Source organism: Rhizobium sp. C4, from assembly GCF_021026315.1.
In the GTDB taxonomy this organism is placed as follows: Bacteria; Pseudomonadota; Alphaproteobacteria; order Rhizobiales; family Rhizobiaceae; genus Ensifer_A.
Genome location: NZ_JAJNCX010000017.1, coordinates 36741 through 51073, shown reverse-complemented (window position 1 = coordinate 51073; position 14333 = coordinate 36741). Strand labels below are relative to the sequence as shown.

The 14333-nt window shown below is 62.2% G+C and carries 13 protein-coding genes; 6 read left to right on the top strand and 7 right to left on the bottom strand.

Going from position 1 to position 14333, the window contains the following annotated elements:
• Positions 1–73: 73 nt before the first annotated feature.
• From LQK84_RS22345 to LQK84_RS22335, 3 genes are all read right to left on the bottom strand, one after another.
• Positions 74–1378: an NAD(P)/FAD-dependent oxidoreductase gene (locus tag LQK84_RS22345; RefSeq protein ID WP_230830993.1), complete on the bottom strand. Its 1305-nt coding sequence runs from the start codon at positions 1376–1378 to the stop codon at positions 74–76.
• A 10-nt stretch (positions 1379–1388) separates the two neighbouring features.
• Positions 1389–2054, bottom strand: a complete 666-nt coding sequence (locus LQK84_RS22340) for a GntR family transcriptional regulator (RefSeq protein ID WP_230830992.1) — start codon at positions 2052–2054, stop codon at positions 1389–1391.
• 93 nt (positions 2055–2147) lie between these two features.
• On the bottom strand, positions 2148–3533 hold the full coding sequence (locus tag LQK84_RS22335; RefSeq protein ID WP_230830991.1) for an NAD(P)/FAD-dependent oxidoreductase: 1386 nt from the start codon (positions 3531–3533) through the stop codon (positions 2148–2150).
• 173 nt (positions 3534–3706) lie between these two features.
• Between LQK84_RS22335 and LQK84_RS22330 the strand changes: the two genes are divergently transcribed.
• Entirely contained in the window at positions 3707–4582 is an 876-nt protein-coding gene (locus tag LQK84_RS22330; RefSeq protein WP_230830990.1) for a 3-hydroxybutyryl-CoA dehydrogenase, read from the top strand.
• 331 nt (positions 4583–4913) lie between these two features.
• Entirely contained in the window at positions 4914–5651 is a 738-nt protein-coding gene (locus LQK84_RS22325) for a hypothetical protein (RefSeq protein WP_230830989.1), read from the top strand.
• 134 nt (positions 5652–5785) lie between these two features.
• On the opposite strand, the gene tlpA is transcribed toward LQK84_RS22325, so the two are convergent.
• A complete protein-coding gene (gene tlpA / locus LQK84_RS22320) occupies positions 5786–6448 on the bottom strand; it encodes a thiol:disulfide interchange protein TlpA (RefSeq protein WP_230830988.1) in 663 nt (220 codons plus the stop codon).
• Positions 6449–6476: 28 nt separating this feature from the next.
• Here tlpA and argH point away from each other — a divergent pair, with 28 nt between their 5' ends.
• The 4 genes from argH (at position 6477) to LQK84_RS22300 (ending at position 12349) form a co-directional block, all read left to right on the top strand.
• Complete coding sequence (argH, locus tag LQK84_RS22315) at positions 6477–7871, top strand: argininosuccinate lyase (RefSeq protein ID WP_230830987.1); 1395 nt, start codon at positions 6477–6479, stop codon at positions 7869–7871.
• Positions 7872–8125: 254 nt separating this feature from the next.
• A complete protein-coding gene (locus LQK84_RS22310) occupies positions 8126–8326 on the top strand; it encodes a lipoprotein (RefSeq protein ID WP_230830986.1) in 201 nt (66 codons plus the stop codon).
• Between the two features lie 12 nt (positions 8327–8338).
• Positions 8339–9607, top strand: a complete 1269-nt coding sequence (gene lysA / locus LQK84_RS22305; protein WP_230830985.1) for a diaminopimelate decarboxylase — start codon at positions 8339–8341, stop codon at positions 9605–9607.
• 66 nt (positions 9608–9673) lie between these two features.
• Positions 9674–12349 carry a TIGR02302 family protein gene (locus LQK84_RS22300; RefSeq protein ID WP_230830984.1) on the top strand — a complete coding sequence of 892 codons (2676 nt, stop codon included), beginning with the start codon at positions 9674–9676 and terminating at the stop codon, positions 12347–12349.
• Between the two features lie 46 nt (positions 12350–12395).
• Here the strand turns inward: LQK84_RS22300 and LQK84_RS22295 are convergent, their stop codons facing one another.
• The 3 genes from LQK84_RS22295 to LQK84_RS22285 all read right to left on the bottom strand — a co-directional run bounded on the left by LQK84_RS22295 (position 12396) and on the right by LQK84_RS22285 (position 14149).
• Positions 12396–12755 (bottom strand): response regulator, encoded by a 360-nt coding sequence (locus LQK84_RS22295; RefSeq protein WP_230830983.1) that lies wholly within the window; start codon positions 12753–12755, stop codon positions 12396–12398.
• A gap of 138 nt (positions 12756–12893) precedes the next feature.
• Entirely contained in the window at positions 12894–13436 is a 543-nt protein-coding gene (gene hpt / locus LQK84_RS22290) for a hypoxanthine phosphoribosyltransferase (RefSeq protein ID WP_230830982.1), read from the bottom strand.
• A gap of 53 nt (positions 13437–13489) precedes the next feature.
• Positions 13490–14149 carry a hypothetical protein gene (locus LQK84_RS22285; protein ID WP_230830981.1) on the bottom strand — a complete coding sequence of 220 codons (660 nt, stop codon included), beginning with the start codon at positions 14147–14149 and terminating at the stop codon, positions 13490–13492.
• Between the last annotated feature and the right edge of the window lie 184 nt (positions 14150–14333).

Here is a 14333-nt window from a genome sequence, read left to right as displayed (position 1 = left end):
ATGGGGGCCGCACGGCCTCCCTCCCCCTTGTGGGGAGGGTGGGGAGGGGCCTTTATTCTTACCGAAGCCGGGATTACCCCAGCCGGTCCCTCAGCGCATACCACGTCATCGCCAGCACCAGCAGCGGCAGCCGCATCGCCGTTCCACCGGGGAAAGGCACCGCCGGCAGCGAGGCCATGAGGTCGAACCGCTCCGCCTGCCCCGCAACCGCATCGGCAATCACCTGACCCGCCAGCGTCGCCAGCGCCACACCTTGGCCCGAGAAGCCACCCGCCGTCAGGATATTCCCCGCATGCCGTCTGAAATGCGGCATCCGGCTCATGGTAATGCCGAGCGTTCCGCCCCAGCGATAGTCGAAGGGCACGTCGCGCAGATGCGGGAAGACTCGGCTCATCGGCCGCCGCACGATCCCGTCGAGATCGGCCGGGAAGCGATAGCCATAGCTTTCGCCACCGCCGAACAGCAGCCGGCGATCTTGCGTCAAACGAAAGTAATTGATGACGAATTTGGAGTCCGCAACGGCGTAATCCTCGGTCAGCACCCGCGCCGCCTCGTCGTACGTCAGAGGCCGCGTCGTGCCGACATAGGCATTGATCGGCATGACAAAGGGCGCATCCTCGCCAACCAGCCGTCCGCCATAGCCATTGACGCCAACCACGACGTGATCCGCCCGGATCGTCGCCCGATCCGTCTTTACGATAGCCGGGCTACCCTTCTCGATGGAAACGACGCGCGCGTTCTCATGCAGCACCGCACCTTGCGCCTGCGCCGTACGGGCAAGGCCGAAGAGATAGTTCAGCGGATGCAGATGCCCCGCATCGCGATCCAGCAAGCCGCAGCAATAAAAATCCGTCGGTAGCAGCGCATGCAGCGCATCGCGGTCCAGCAACTCCATCGACTGGACACCGTAATGATCACGCATCGCGTCGGTCAGTTCGGCCAGATGTAGCGCATCGCCGGGACGGTGCGAAGAATGGATCACGCCCGGCTTGAAGCCGCAATCGATCCCATGTTCGGCAATCAGCCCCTTTACCAGATCGACCGCCTGCGTCGCAACTGCCCACAGCCGATGCGCCGTCTCGCGCCCGTATTTCGCCTCCAGCACCGGCTGGTCGAGCCGCATGCCGGTATTCACCTGCCCGCCATTGCGCCCTGAAGCACCCCAGCCAATGCGGTTCGCCTCCAGCAGCACGACCTTGTAGCCGCGCTTGGCCAGATGCAGCGCACTCGACACCCCGGTAAACCCGCCACCAATGATGCAGACATCGCAGCTTATATCGCCTTGCGGCGCCGGCGCCGCCTCAAACGGATGGGCTGTGGCCGCGTAATAGCTCTTGGGATAGCGGCCGGTATCGCCGTTGATCGTCAGGATATCCAAGCAACCACCTTCACGCCTCGGAAAAACGCTTGCGTCCCAGATAGCCTGCCCCGTCCTGAATATCGGACTCGATGGCGCGTCTCAGCGCTTCGCTATCCTTGTCGCGGATCGCCTGCATTGCCTCGGCATGGCGGTCGAAACGATAGGTCTCTTCCAGATTTTCCGTCGCTTCGCGCATGAACGGCCCGAGCCGCACCCAGACCGATTCGATCAGCGGCAGCAGCACGGCAGACGAGCGCGTCTCGTAGAGACAGCGGTGGAAGGCAAAATTGCGCTCGATCCCGGTTTCGATGTCGCCGGCATCATAGGCCTCGTCGATCTCGGAATCGATCTTCTGCATGCGCATCAGCCGCGCCTCGTCGACATGCAGCATGGCGCGTTCGGCCGCCAGCGTTTCGAGCGCAATGCGTGCGGACAACGTCTCGTCGAATTTCTCCGGCGTCATGTTGGGCACGCGCACGCGGCGATTGTCGAGATGTTCCAGCGCCCCGTCGGCCACCAGCAGATGCAGCGCCTCGCGGATCGGCATGGCCGAAACGCCAAGCTGTTCCGCAAGCCCGGTGATGGTGACCGCCTGGCCGGGCGGCAGACGCCCGGTCATCACCGAATAGCGCAGCGACCGGTAGGTCCATTTCTTCACGCTTTCACGCGTGTTCCTGTCCAAAGGCTTCAGCAAGTTTTTCCCGTTCACCCGGCGATTGATCAAAAGTGCGTGGCGGAGATTATCGTCAGTTGCGTCGCGATGCCAGTGCCCCGTTACAATCGGGCATCAATGTCCCGTGAGTTTGTCGGCAAAACGCGCGAGCCGCGATGTTCTCCCCAGTCCCTGCGCCTCGCGTTCGTCGGCAAGGCGGTACAACTGATACATGGTGTGAACGCCAAGCCAGCGCAACGGTTCCGGCTCCCAGCGGCTGACGCTTCGGTTCACCCAGGGCAGGCGCACCAACTCCGTATCCCGCTTCAGCACCAGATCCGTCAGCGTGCGGCCGGCAAGGTTGGAGCTTGAAACGCCCAGGCCCACATAGCCGCCGGCCCAGCCGATGCCGCTTGCCACATCAAAGCCCGCCGTCGTGCACCAGTCACGCGGCACGCCAAGCACGCCGCACCAGGCATGGTCGATGCCGATCCCCTTCACCTGCGGAAACAACCGGAAAAGGATCGCCTGCAGCTGCGCGATCGTTGCGTCCTGCGTCTGCCCGTTCACATCCGTGCGCGAGCCGAAGCGGTAGGGCACGCCGCGCCCGCCCATGGCGATGCGGCCTTCCCGCGTGCGCTGCGCATAGCAATAGGCATGCGCACCTTCGCTCAGCAATTCATGTCCCCGCCAGCCGATCTCGTCCCAGAGCGCATCCGGCAAGGGTTCCGTCACGATCTGGGCACTGTTGAGCGGCAACCATTCCCGCTCATGGCCTTTCAGACCCGCCGTAAACCCTTCCGTCGCCCGCAGGATCACCGGCGCACGCACGTTGCCCAGATCCGTCTCCACCACGCCGTTGCGATAGCCCGTGACAGCCGTCCCCTCATAAATCGTCACGCCCAGCCGCTCCACGGCCTTAGCCAGCCCGCGCGCGAGCTTCGCCGGCTGCACCCGCGCCATGCCGCGCGTCACCAGCCCGCCCCGGACACCCGCCACGCAAACCCGCTCCGCCGCCTCATGGGCCGAAAGCAGTCCGATCTTTTCCGCCGGCACCTCCCAGTCGAGCATCGTCTTGTGGTCATCAATCAGTCGCTCCATCTGCGCGACATTGGTGGCGACAACCAGATTATCGGCTCTCAGAATATCGGCATCGATCCCTTCAAGCGCAGCAATGCGGATCACCTCGTCCACGGTGCCCGCCATCGCCCGCTGCATGGCAATCACCGCCTGCCGACTGGACCCTTTCAGATATTTCTCCCGCGACCAGTCGAACCCGCCGGACAGCCACCCGCCATTGCGCCCTGCTCCACCGAAACCGGCAAATTCCCGCTCGACGATGACAATGGAAAGCGAAGGATTGGTCTTCTTCAAATAATAGGCGGTCCAAAGCCCGGTATAACCGGCGCCGATGATGCAGATATCGGCCTGCCTGTCGCCCGGCAGGCCGGGGCGCTTTTTCGGCAGACCTCCAAGATCGGCATACCAGAAAGACACATTGCCGTTCATCTTGACCTGCATAAGCGTCGCAACCTTTTTACACTTGAGAATTCTGCAAATCCAAATCGATTGAAATCATCTCGCACTTGCGAAATGGCTGGTCATCGACACTCTCTGACGTTATCACTAGGCAAGGCTTTGAAGCCAAAAGATTTCAAGGGTTACGAGCGGAAATACTTGGGGGAGTGAACATCATGGCCATCGAACAGATTGGCGTCATCGGAGCAGGCCAGATGGGCGGCGGCATCGCGCAGGTCAGCGCGCTCGCCGGCTACAAGGTCGCCATCTACGACATTTCCGCAGAGCGCGTCGAGGCCGGCATTGCGACCATCGGCGCCAACATGGCCCGTCAGGTCGCCGGCGGCAAGATCACGGCCGAAGCCCGCGACGCCGCCATGGCCCGCATTTCCGGCGGTTCCGACATGGCGGTTCTGTCTGAAGCCGATCTCGTCATCGAGGCGGCAACCGAAGACGAGACGATCAAGCGCAAGATTTACGCCCAGCTCTGCCCGCTGCTGAAGCCCTCGGCGATGCTGGCGACCAACACCTCGTCGCTTTCGATCACTCGTCTGGCATCCGCAACAGACCGGCCGGAACGCTTCATGGGCATCCATTTCATGAACCCGGTTCCGATCATGAAACTGGTCGAACTGGTGCGCGGCATCGCCACCGACGACCCGACCTTCCAGGCGGCCCGCGCCTATGTGACGGCGCTGGAAAAGACCATCACGGTGTCGGAGGACTTCCCCGCCTTCATCGTCAACCGCATCCTGCTGCCGATGATCAACGAGGCGATCTACACGCTCTATGAAGGCGTCGGCTCGGTCGAGGCGATCGACACGGCGATGAAGCTCGGCGCCAACCACCCGATGGGCCCGCTGCAACTCGCCGACTTCATCGGCCTCGACACCTGCCTCTCGATCATGCAGGTCCTCTACGACGGGCTGGCCGACAGCAAATACCGCCCCTGCCCGCTTCTGGTCAAATATGTCGAAGCCGGCTGGCTTGGTCGCAAGACGGGCCGCGGGTTCTACGATTATCGTGGGGAAGTGCCGGTTCCGACGCGGTAACTCGGCGCAGGGTAGCAGCCCCCTCTCTTGCAAAATCTATGACTTAGCCTTTGGCTAAGACCATGATTTTGCTTTCTCCCCCACAAGTGGGGAGATGGGGAGAATGCCGACCCCGCGCACTCCAATCTCCCCCTTGGAGGGGGAGAACGGAATTTCAGCATCTTAGCTTCAGCTAAGTGCTAGAAATTCCAAGAGAGGGGGGTCCACCACAACCTCAACGCCCCTCATCCTCACCAACCCTTAACGACATTTCCGCTTTCCGGCCGCTCCCCCACCCGAAACCCAGGCATTCCCGCCCTCTGCAACTTGCGATTTCAGCGGCGGGACCTCTATGGTTGAACCGATCCTGCAAGCAACGGCATCCTCGCCGAACCGGAGAGCCCTCGACCCCATGCGCGCTTTCTTGAGAAGCCTGATCGTCATCGTCCTGCCCCTGCTGGTGCTGACGGGGTGCTTCGACAAATATGTCGTCAGGCAAAAAGTGGAGCTGTCTGTGCAAACGCCAAGCGGCGAAAAGACTACATCAAGCGTCGAGGAAATCTCCTACACGCCGCCGCTGCTAAAGGGACCCGCTGCGGGCTTCGATAATGCGACAATCACCCGAAGGGGCGAAGCCGTCGTTCTGGAGGTTGCGCCGGGCCGATATCTCTTCGCACTGCTCAGCAGCAACCGTGACCCATGGAACGTGTTTTTCCCCGGTGAGGGTCCGCAGGCCACCATCGAGAAGTTCAAGGCCATGACCGGCGAGACCCGCGAACTTTCGAGCAACCAATACCCCCTCCTCGTCACCTTCGACGACATCAACAACCCGGCCAGCGTCAAGCGTGTCGACCCCGCCAATCTCGAAGCCACCTTCGGCCCCGGCTATCGGCTGAACGGGATCACGCTGTCGCTGACGAAAGAGCCGGTGACGAAGGGCGAGGTGGAGAAGGTGTTGGGGTGGCTGATCGATGTTGGTAACAAGCGCTTCTATCTCGATCCTCATGCGCCGTCGCTGATGAAAGACTTTACACCAGAGCAACTAATTACGCCCGCCGACTTTCTTTCGCTTGATCATTGGAAGAAGTGAAGAGGCGACGCAGATTCGCTAAGTATCCCGCTTGAAAGGACGCAAATTGAAGCGTTTCCCCGCCCGCAGACGCGGGCGACTGGATGCCGGATCGGGTCCGGCATGACGGACGGAGAGGTTGAGCCTCCGCCCCCTCACTCCCCCTTCGCCGCAACCACCAGCGCCTTGGCATCATCGCTATGCCACGCCGCCGGCCCGTTCATCGCGGCGACCAGACACCCGTCCTTGTCGATCAGCATCGTTGCCGGCAGGCCGAAGGCTAGACCTTCTTTCTTGAGGCGATTGAAGGTGTTGAGCGTTTTGTCGCGATAGACGGCGAGCGAGGTGATGCCGGTGTCCTTCCGGAACGCGTTGGGCTTGTCGTCGTTGCCGGTGTCGATATTGATCGCCGCGACCTCGAACTTCCCGTCCGCGCCCATTTCTTTCTGCAGAGCATCCAGCTCCGGCATTTCGGTGCGGCAGGGGATGCACCATGTCGCCCAGAGATTGAGAAGCACGGTCTTGCCCTTGAAATCGGCAAGTGTCATCGTCTTGCCGTCCGGCCCCTTGAAGGAGAAGTCGCCCAGCGAGCGCGGCGGATTGGCGGCGACAAGGGCGGCAACCTGACCCTTCATCAGCGGTTTCAGCTTCGTCAGAAGCCCATCCGCCTTGGCGCAATCGCCACTCGCGGCAACGGCACCATTGCCAGACCCGGAACTCTTCATGTAAACCGCGACGGCTCCGGACAGGACACCCAGAACCACTGCCGCTGCGGCGAGCGTGAAGACGGGAAGCGCCTTTCGGTTTTCAGTGACCATATCGACATCAACTCCGGAATCGTGATCCATGGCCGAAGACAAGAAATCCTCGAACCAGATGTGGGGCGGACGTTTCGCCTCCGGCCCCGCCGCGATCATGGAGGAGATAAACGCCTCCATCGGCTTCGACAAGAAACTCTACGCCCAGGATATCCGCGGCTCATTGGCGCATGCCGAGATGCTGGCAAAGCAGGGCATCATTTCCGCCGAGGACCTGAAACAGATTACTCAAGGCCTCAATAGCATCCGCGCGGAAATCGAAAACGGCAAATTCGAGTTCTCACGCAAACTTGAAGACATCCACATGAATATCGAGGCGCGGCTGGCCGACGAGATCGGTCTCGCCGCCAAGCGCCTCCACACCGCCCGCTCGCGCAACGACCAGGTGGCGCTCGACTTCCGCCTCTGGGTCAAGGAAGAGCTGGTGAAGGTCGATGCGGCGCTGACGTCACTCATCTCCGTCTTCCTCGCCCGCGCCGAGGAACATGCCGATACCGTGATGCCAGGCTTCACCCATCTGCAGACGGCCCAGCCCGTCACCTTCGGCCATCACTGCATGGCCTATGTCGAAATGTTCGGCCGCGACCGGTCGCGCGTGCGTGACTGCATCACCCGCATGGACGAAAGCCCGATCGGGGCTGCGGCGCTCGCCGGCACGCCCTATCCGATCGACCGCCACATGACCGCTTCCGCACTCGGCTTCCGCGAGCCGACGCGCAATTCGATCGATACGGTCTCCGACCGCGATTTCGCGCTGGAATTCCTGTCGCTGGCCTCCATTGCCGCCACCCATCTGTCGCGGCTGGCGGAAGAAATCGTCATCTGGTCGACGCCGCAGTTCAATTTCGTGCGGCTCTCGGATAGTTTCTCCACCGGCTCCTCCATCATGCCGCAGAAGAAGAACCCGGACGCTGCCGAACTGGTGCGCGCCAAGACCGGCCGCATCAACGGCTCGCTGATCGCGCTCTTGACCGTCATGAAGGGCCTGCCGCTCGCCTATTCCAAGGACATGCAGGAAGACAAGGAACAGGTCTTCGACGCTGCCGAAAGCCTGGAACTGTCGATTGCCGCCATGACCGGCATGATCGGCGACATGACGATCAACACCGCCTCCATGCGCAAGGCCGCCGGCTCCGGCTTCTCGACCGCGACGGATCTCGCCGACTGGCTGGTGCGCGAACTGGGCCTCCCCTTCCGCGATGCCCACCATGTCACGGGTGCCGCCGTTGCCGCCGCCGAAAAGAAGGGCGTCGATCTCTCCGGCCTGACGCTCGACGAGCTGAAGGCGATCCATCCGGATATCAACGACAGCGTCTATGCCGTGCTGACGGTCGATGCCTCGGTTGCATCGCGCAAGAGCTATGGCGGCACGGCGCCGGATCAGGTGCGGTTCCAGATTTCGGAGTGGAAGAAGCGGGTTTGAGGGGCCGCGACGGCCGCTCTCCCTCCCCCTTGTGGGGAGGGTTGGGGAGGGGTCTTTATCTCCGCTTGCTCAGCATTCGCGGCAAAGGCCCCCTCTGGCTGCCGCCATCTCCACCACAAGGGGGGAGACGGATGTGGCACTGCCTTCGCCCATCAATCACCATCCGCGATTTCACTTCAGCAAAATTGGAGTGCAAGCGCGCCGGCAATCCGCTATGTGTTTTCGCAAGTTAACAAGAAGGGCCTGCATTTCCGATGCCGGAATTGTTCAAGAAACTGGCGCTTGCCGCCGTCTGCGTCGCCATTGTGACAAGCGTTTCCTCCTGCGGCCGCAAGGGCGACCTTGATGCGCCCGGCACCTATGAGGGCCAGCCGATGGACAAGGCAACCGGCACGGTCAAGACCAAGCCGCTCCCGAAGGAAGACAAGCCCTTCATTCTCGATCCGCTTCTATAAGGTCGCTCCCCCGTGAACCATTTTGAATATCGCGACGGCGTGCTCCACGCCGAAGACGTGCCGGTGGCAGAAATCGCCGCCGCCGTCGGCACCCCCTGCTATGTCTATTCGACCGCAACGCTGGAACGCCACTACACGGTCTTCTCGCAGGCCTTCAAGGATGTCGATTCGCTCGTCTGCTATGCGATGAAGGCGAATTCCAATCAGGCCGTGCTCAAGGTTCTGGGCCGCCTCGGCGCCGGCATCGACGTCGTTTCCGAAGGCGAACTGCGCCGTGCGCTGGCTGCCGGCATTCCCGCCTCGCGCATCATGTTTTCGGGCGTCGGCAAGACCGTGCGCGAAATGGATCTGGCGCTGGAAACCGGCATCTATTGCTTCAATGTCGAATCCGAGCCGGAACTCGAAGTTCTGAACGCCCGCGCCGTCAAGGCCGGCAAGCGCGCGCCGGTCTCCTTCCGCATCAACCCCGATGTGGACGCCAAGACGCATGCCAAGATTTCGACCGGCAAGAAGGAAAACAAGTTCGGCATTTCCTATGACCGCGCACGCGCCGTCTATGCCCATGCCGCGCGCCTGCCCGGCATCGAAGTCACCGGCATCGACATGCATATCGGCAGCCAGATCACCGAGCTGCAGCCCTTTGCCGATGCTTTCCGCCTGCTGAAGGAACTGGTCGAGACGCTGCGCGCTGATGGCCACACGATCGAGCATGTCGATATCGGTGGCGGCCTCGGCATTCCGTACAAGGACAGCAACGACATTCCGCCGCTCCCGGCCGATTATGCCGACGTGGTGAAGAACCAGCTGCGCGGGCTCGATTGCAAGATCGTCGCCGAACCCGGCCGCCTGATCGCCGGCAATGCCGGCATCCTCTTGACCGAAGTCCTCTATGTGAAGGACGGCGGCGAGAAGACCTTCGTGATTGTCGATGTTGCGATGAACGACCTCGTCCGCCCGACGCTTTACGAGGCCTGGCACGAGATCAAGCCGGCCGTCATTTCCGCTGCCAGCGCACCGCTCATCAAGGCAGATGTCGTCGGCCCCGTCTGCGAGACGGGCGACTATATGGCGCTCGACCGCGAGATGATGATGCCGAAGCCCGGTGATCTTCTCTCCATCGGGTCGGCTGGCGCCTACGGTGCGGTTCAGGCCGGCACCTATAACAGCCGTCTTCTGGTCCCCGAGGTTCTGGTCCACGGCGATCGCTACCATGTGATCCGCCCGCGCACGAGCTACGAGGAACTGATCGGTCTGGATTCCGTGCCCGACTGGCTGGAATAAGCCGTCCTGCCCTCGCCTTTGCCACAAAGAATGTTATTCTGACGCTCGAACACATGAAGGAGCGGCATGGATAATCGCGAGACAGGCGCAGGCGCGGAAGACGGCATGAGCCGCCTGAAACGGCGTATTGCGCTCTCGCGCGGCCTTGCCAAGATCGTGCTTTTAATCGAGCGGCTGATGCCGCTCGGCTTGCCTGCGCTGTCGGTCGCGGCCCTTTATGTCGCGACAAGCTGGTTCGGCCTCTTCCGGCTGATGCCGCCAAGCCTTGCGCGCGGCCTTGCCATTCTTTTGGGTCTCGTCTTCCTCTGGTCGCTCCTGCGCATCGTCACCGCCAAATGGCCGACGGATGCGGAAGCCACCCGGCGTATTGAAGAACGCAGCGGCCTTGCACACCGGGCGCTGGCCGCACTCGAAGACGTTCCGGCCACCACAAGCGGCCCCTTCGGCGAGGCGCTGTGGCGCGAGCACAAGCGCCGCATGGCCCGCCTTGTCGGCTCGCTGACGGCCGGCACGCCGACGCCCGATATCGCCGCACACGACCGCTTCGCGCTTCGCGCCATCCCGGCGCTCTTGCTTTTCGTCGCCTTCGGCTTTTCCTGGTCCAACAATGCCGGCCGGCTTTCCGATCCGTTCCGCCCGATGCCGGCCAGCGGTGCCATTGCCGGGCTGCGTGTCGATGCCTGGGTGACGCCGCCGGTCTACACCCGCAAGCCGCCGGTCTTCCTGACCGTCGATGCCAATGCCGGCGACCCGAAGCCGCTCACCGTCCCGGAAGGCTCGCGCCTGACGGTTCGCCTCTCGGGCGACAAGACGGATGTGCCGGTGACCTTCGCGCCCACCGGCGCGCAAACGCCCGTTCCGCTCGTCGCCGAAGGCAATCCGAAGGCAGAAGACAAGCAGCCAGCCGACGGCAAGACCTTCCAGGTGGCGTTGACGGTTGCCGGCATGCTTGATGTCGGCGGCAACCGCTGGACCTTCGCGATCCAGAGGGACGAGACGCCGAAGATCGCCTTCGAAGGCGAACCGCAGCGGGCCGTCAGCGGCGCGCTCGAAATCACCTACAAGGCAAGCGACGATTACGGGCTCACCTCCGCACAGGCGCTGATCGAGCCGGCGGAACAGGAACCGGGCGCGGTCGCACTCTACCCGCTGCCGGACTTCCGCCTCGAACTACCGCGCACCGACGCGCGCGAGGCCAAGGGCGTGACGAGCCGCGACCTGACCGAGCATCCGCTGGCCGGCAAGAAGGTGCATCTGACGCTGATCGCCACCGATGCTGCCGGCCATACCGGCCGCAGCGAAACGAAGGACATCATCCTGCCGGCGCGCAATTTCCGCGAACCGCTGGCCGCCGCCGTTGCCGAAGAGCGTCAGGTCTTCGCACTCGACGAGCGCAAGCTGGACCGCGCCATCGAGTTGAACGAGGCGCTGTTCATCCGCCCGGAAGAAACCATCCCCGACCTCTCGCAATTCCTGCTCATCCGCTCCGCCGGCCAGCAGATGCGGCTTGCCCGTTCCGAGAAGGACCTGAAGGCGACCGCGGATTACCTCTGGCAGATCGCGCTCGGGATCGAAGGCGGCGATGTCGCCAATGCCGAGCGCAGGGTCAAGGATGCGCAGCAGGCACTCTCCGACGCTCTGAACCGCAACGCCTCGGACGAGGAAATCCGCAAGCTGACGAACGAACTGCGCAAGGCCATGAACGAGTTCATGCAGGCGCTCGCCAAGCAGATGCAGAACAATCCCGACCAGAACCAGATGTCGGCCGATCAGCGCAAGATGCTGCGCCAGCAGGATCTGGAAAAGATGCTGGACGAGATCCAGAAGCTGGCCGAAAGCGGGTCACGCGACGAGGCACGCAATCTTCTGAACCAGATGCAACGCATGATGAACAACCTGCAGACCGCCCGCCCCAATCAGGGCAAGCAGCAGGGCAAGGACCAGATGCGCGCCGAGATCGACAAGCTCGGCAAGCTGCTGCAGGACCAGAAGAAGCTTCTCGACGATACGTTCTCGAAGGAACGGGCGCTGCGCGATCGCATGCAATATGGCGATCCGAACAACGGGCAGGACCAGCAGCTCTTCGAAAACGCCCCGAACCAGCAGGGCGAGAACGAAGATAGCGATCCGAACGGCCAGCCAAATGAACAGCAGGATGGAATGAACCAGCCGATGCCGCCGGATCCCGGCGCGCAGAAGCCGCAACAGGGCGGCCGGCCGGAAGATTCCATGACCAAGGAACAGCTGAAGCAGGCGCTGAAGGAGCTGTCAGAGCGCCAGAAGCAGCTCGAGAAGGATCTGAAGAGCCTGCAGGAAGGCCTGCGCAAGTTCGGCGTCAAGCCGGGAGAAGGCTTCAACAGCGCCGGCAAGGAAATGAAGGACGCGACCGGGGCACTCAACGACGGCAAGGGGCAGAGCGCGCTTGATTCGCAGGGCCGCGCCATCGAGGCGCTGCGCAAGGGTGCGGGCGAACTGATGCAGCAGCTTGCCCAGCAGGGGCAGCAGGGCAGCGGTCAGGGCGGCATGCAGCAGCAGGGCCAGAACCGCGAAGGCCTCGACCCGCTTGGCCGTCAACAGGGCCGTACAAGCGCGGAACTCGACAACGACGTGAAGGTGCCGGATGAATTTGACGCGGAACGCGCACGTCAGATTCTTGAAACCATCCGCCGCAAGCTCGGCGAAAATGCCAAACCCAACGATCTGGAACGCCAGTATCTCGAACGGCTTTTGCAGCTGCAGTAACGCAGCTGCTCCTGTTCAACCGTCACTATTCGGAAGATGAGAGAACTCAGGCCGCGAGCGCCTGCGCGACCGCAAGGCGGATATCGGGCAGGCTGAAGGGCTTGGAGACGACGTCCACGATCTTCACCGCGAGGTCGTCGGCGCGCTCGCGCTGCTCGGCATAGCCGGTCATCAGCAGGATTTTCAGGCCAGGGAAACGGTCGGCCGCCTGATGGGCAAGCTCGATGCCGTCCATGACGGGCATGCGGATATCGGAAAGAAGAAGATCGAATTCGCCTTCGGTCAGGCGTTCGAGGCCTTCGGCCCCGTCGGCAGCTTCCATGGTTTCGTGTCCGTCGAGACGGAGCGCACGGGCGACGAAGGACCGCAATGAATCTTCGTCTTCGGTGATAAGAATCCTGGCCACGTGTCTATCCCTGCTCATGTTGTCTTATGGGACAAAACACCAGACTTTCCTTGTCGACAGGTAAACATCCGGCCGAAGAGATCGCTTCAGACCCCTCACATCGCGACTGTGGTTAACAAACAGCGACCGCTGGTGCCGTTATGCGTCACCCGTCACGACCCCGACAAAGGGCAGTTCGCGGAAGGCATAGGCCACGTCCATGCCATAGCCGACAACGAAATAGTCGGGACATTCGAAGCCGACATAGTCGGCCTCCAGGTTCTCCTGCCGCTTGACGCTCTTGTCGAGAAGGACGGCGATGGAGACATTGGCGGCACCGCGCTCATACATGAGATCGCGGGCGAACTGCAGGGTGCGGCCCGATTCGAGAATGTCGTCGATGAGCAGGACATCGCGTCCGTGCACATCGCTGTCGATGTCCTTGATGATCTTCACGCCCTGCGAGACCGTGCCCTTGCCGTAGCTCGACAGGGTGATGAACTCGACTTCCGGCGCAAGCCCGACATGGTGGAGCGAGCGGATCAGGTCGGCGGCGAAGATGAAGGAGCCCTTGAGGATCGAAATGACCAGCAGGTCCTGCGTCGGGCCCTTGGAAATTTCGGCGGCCAGTTCGTCATTGCGCTTGGCAATCACCTCGGACGTGAACAGCGGCTCGATGATTTTACCACGAATGACAGGCATGAAGGGGCTCCGGGGGAATGAAACTCCCGTATGCCTAGCACGGGCTTGGCAGATCAGACACCCTTTGGTGCAAAGGAGATCGAGACTTCCTGACGTTTTCCACCGGGAGAGGGAATGCGAAGCCTGAAACGCGCCGTTTCGCCGGCTGCCAGCACCCCATCGCCCAGGCTGATTGCCGACTGGTTGATGGCGCCGGTGTCCGACTTCATCTGCGCAATCAGCGCCGGCAGGGGCTGTGCCTCGCGCGAGCGGTTCACGACATTGCCGGAAAGCTCCATGACGCGAAGCCCGTTCGAATCGATCGGCGACTGATGGAGTTCGGTAATCACAAGCCCGCCATCGGCTGCGGCAAAGGCACCGAGATTGAAAAAGGCGGCAATGCCAAGCGTCAGCAGGAATGCAACGGCAAGACCGGCAAGGCCATATTGCGGCAGTCGGGAACCAGACGCCATCGCCTCGGATTTGACCGGGGTCGCACCCATGCCGAAATTCTCGCGCGCGCTCGTCTGGGGGCGGCGCCGTGCAGTATTGTGGCTGTTGTCGTTGAATGTCGCATGCGCCCGGGCCTTGGGAGACGCGGAGACCACCTCGAATTCGGCATCCTCGACATCGCGCATCGCGGCGGCCCTGCGACCCGTCCGCTGCAGCGACCGCTCCGGCGGGATCACGTCATAGGCGATGCGCGCGCTGCTGTCGGAGTGGAACGGAGCCATGACCTAACCTCCAGCCCGGAATGCCGCAGTATTGGACAAGCGGGCTCGGGCATTGAAACGAATCCTTATGAGACGTAAACGATAATGGTTAATGCTTCGCAAAACCGGGTATCCCGGCGCGATGCGCCGATCTTGAAACAACCCATGCGGCGTGCCCCTCTGGAAACGTCGATCAGGAACCGCG

What these genes read in the sequence shown, in the direction of transcription:
- LQK84_RS22335 (WP_230830991.1), bottom strand. Translation starts at nt 3,533, where the DNA reads ATGCAGGTCAAGATGAACGGCAATGTGTCTTTCTGGTATGCCGATCTT.
- LQK84_RS22330 (WP_230830990.1), top strand. Translation starts at nt 3,707, where the DNA reads ATGGCCATCGAACAGATTGGCGTCATCGGAGCAGGCCAGATGGGCGGC.
- LQK84_RS22325 (WP_230830989.1), top strand. Translation starts at nt 4,914, where the DNA reads ATGGTTGAACCGATCCTGCAAGCAACGGCATCCTCGCCGAACCGGAGA.
- tlpA (WP_230830988.1), bottom strand. Translation starts at nt 6,448, where the DNA reads ATGGTCACTGAAAACCGAAAGGCGCTTCCCGTCTTCACGCTCGCCGCA.
- argH (WP_230830987.1), top strand. Translation starts at nt 6,477, where the DNA reads ATGGCCGAAGACAAGAAATCCTCGAACCAGATGTGGGGCGGACGTTTC.
- LQK84_RS22310 (WP_230830986.1), top strand. Translation starts at nt 8,126, where the DNA reads ATGCCGGAATTGTTCAAGAAACTGGCGCTTGCCGCCGTCTGCGTCGCC.
- LQK84_RS22300 (WP_230830984.1), top strand. Translation starts at nt 9,674, where the DNA reads ATGGATAATCGCGAGACAGGCGCAGGCGCGGAAGACGGCATGAGCCGC.
- hpt (WP_230830982.1), bottom strand. Translation starts at nt 13,436, where the DNA reads ATGCCTGTCATTCGTGGTAAAATCATCGAGCCGCTGTTCACGTCCGAG.
- LQK84_RS22285 (WP_230830981.1), bottom strand. Translation starts at nt 14,149, where the DNA reads ATGGCTCCGTTCCACTCCGACAGCAGCGCGCGCATCGCCTATGACGTG.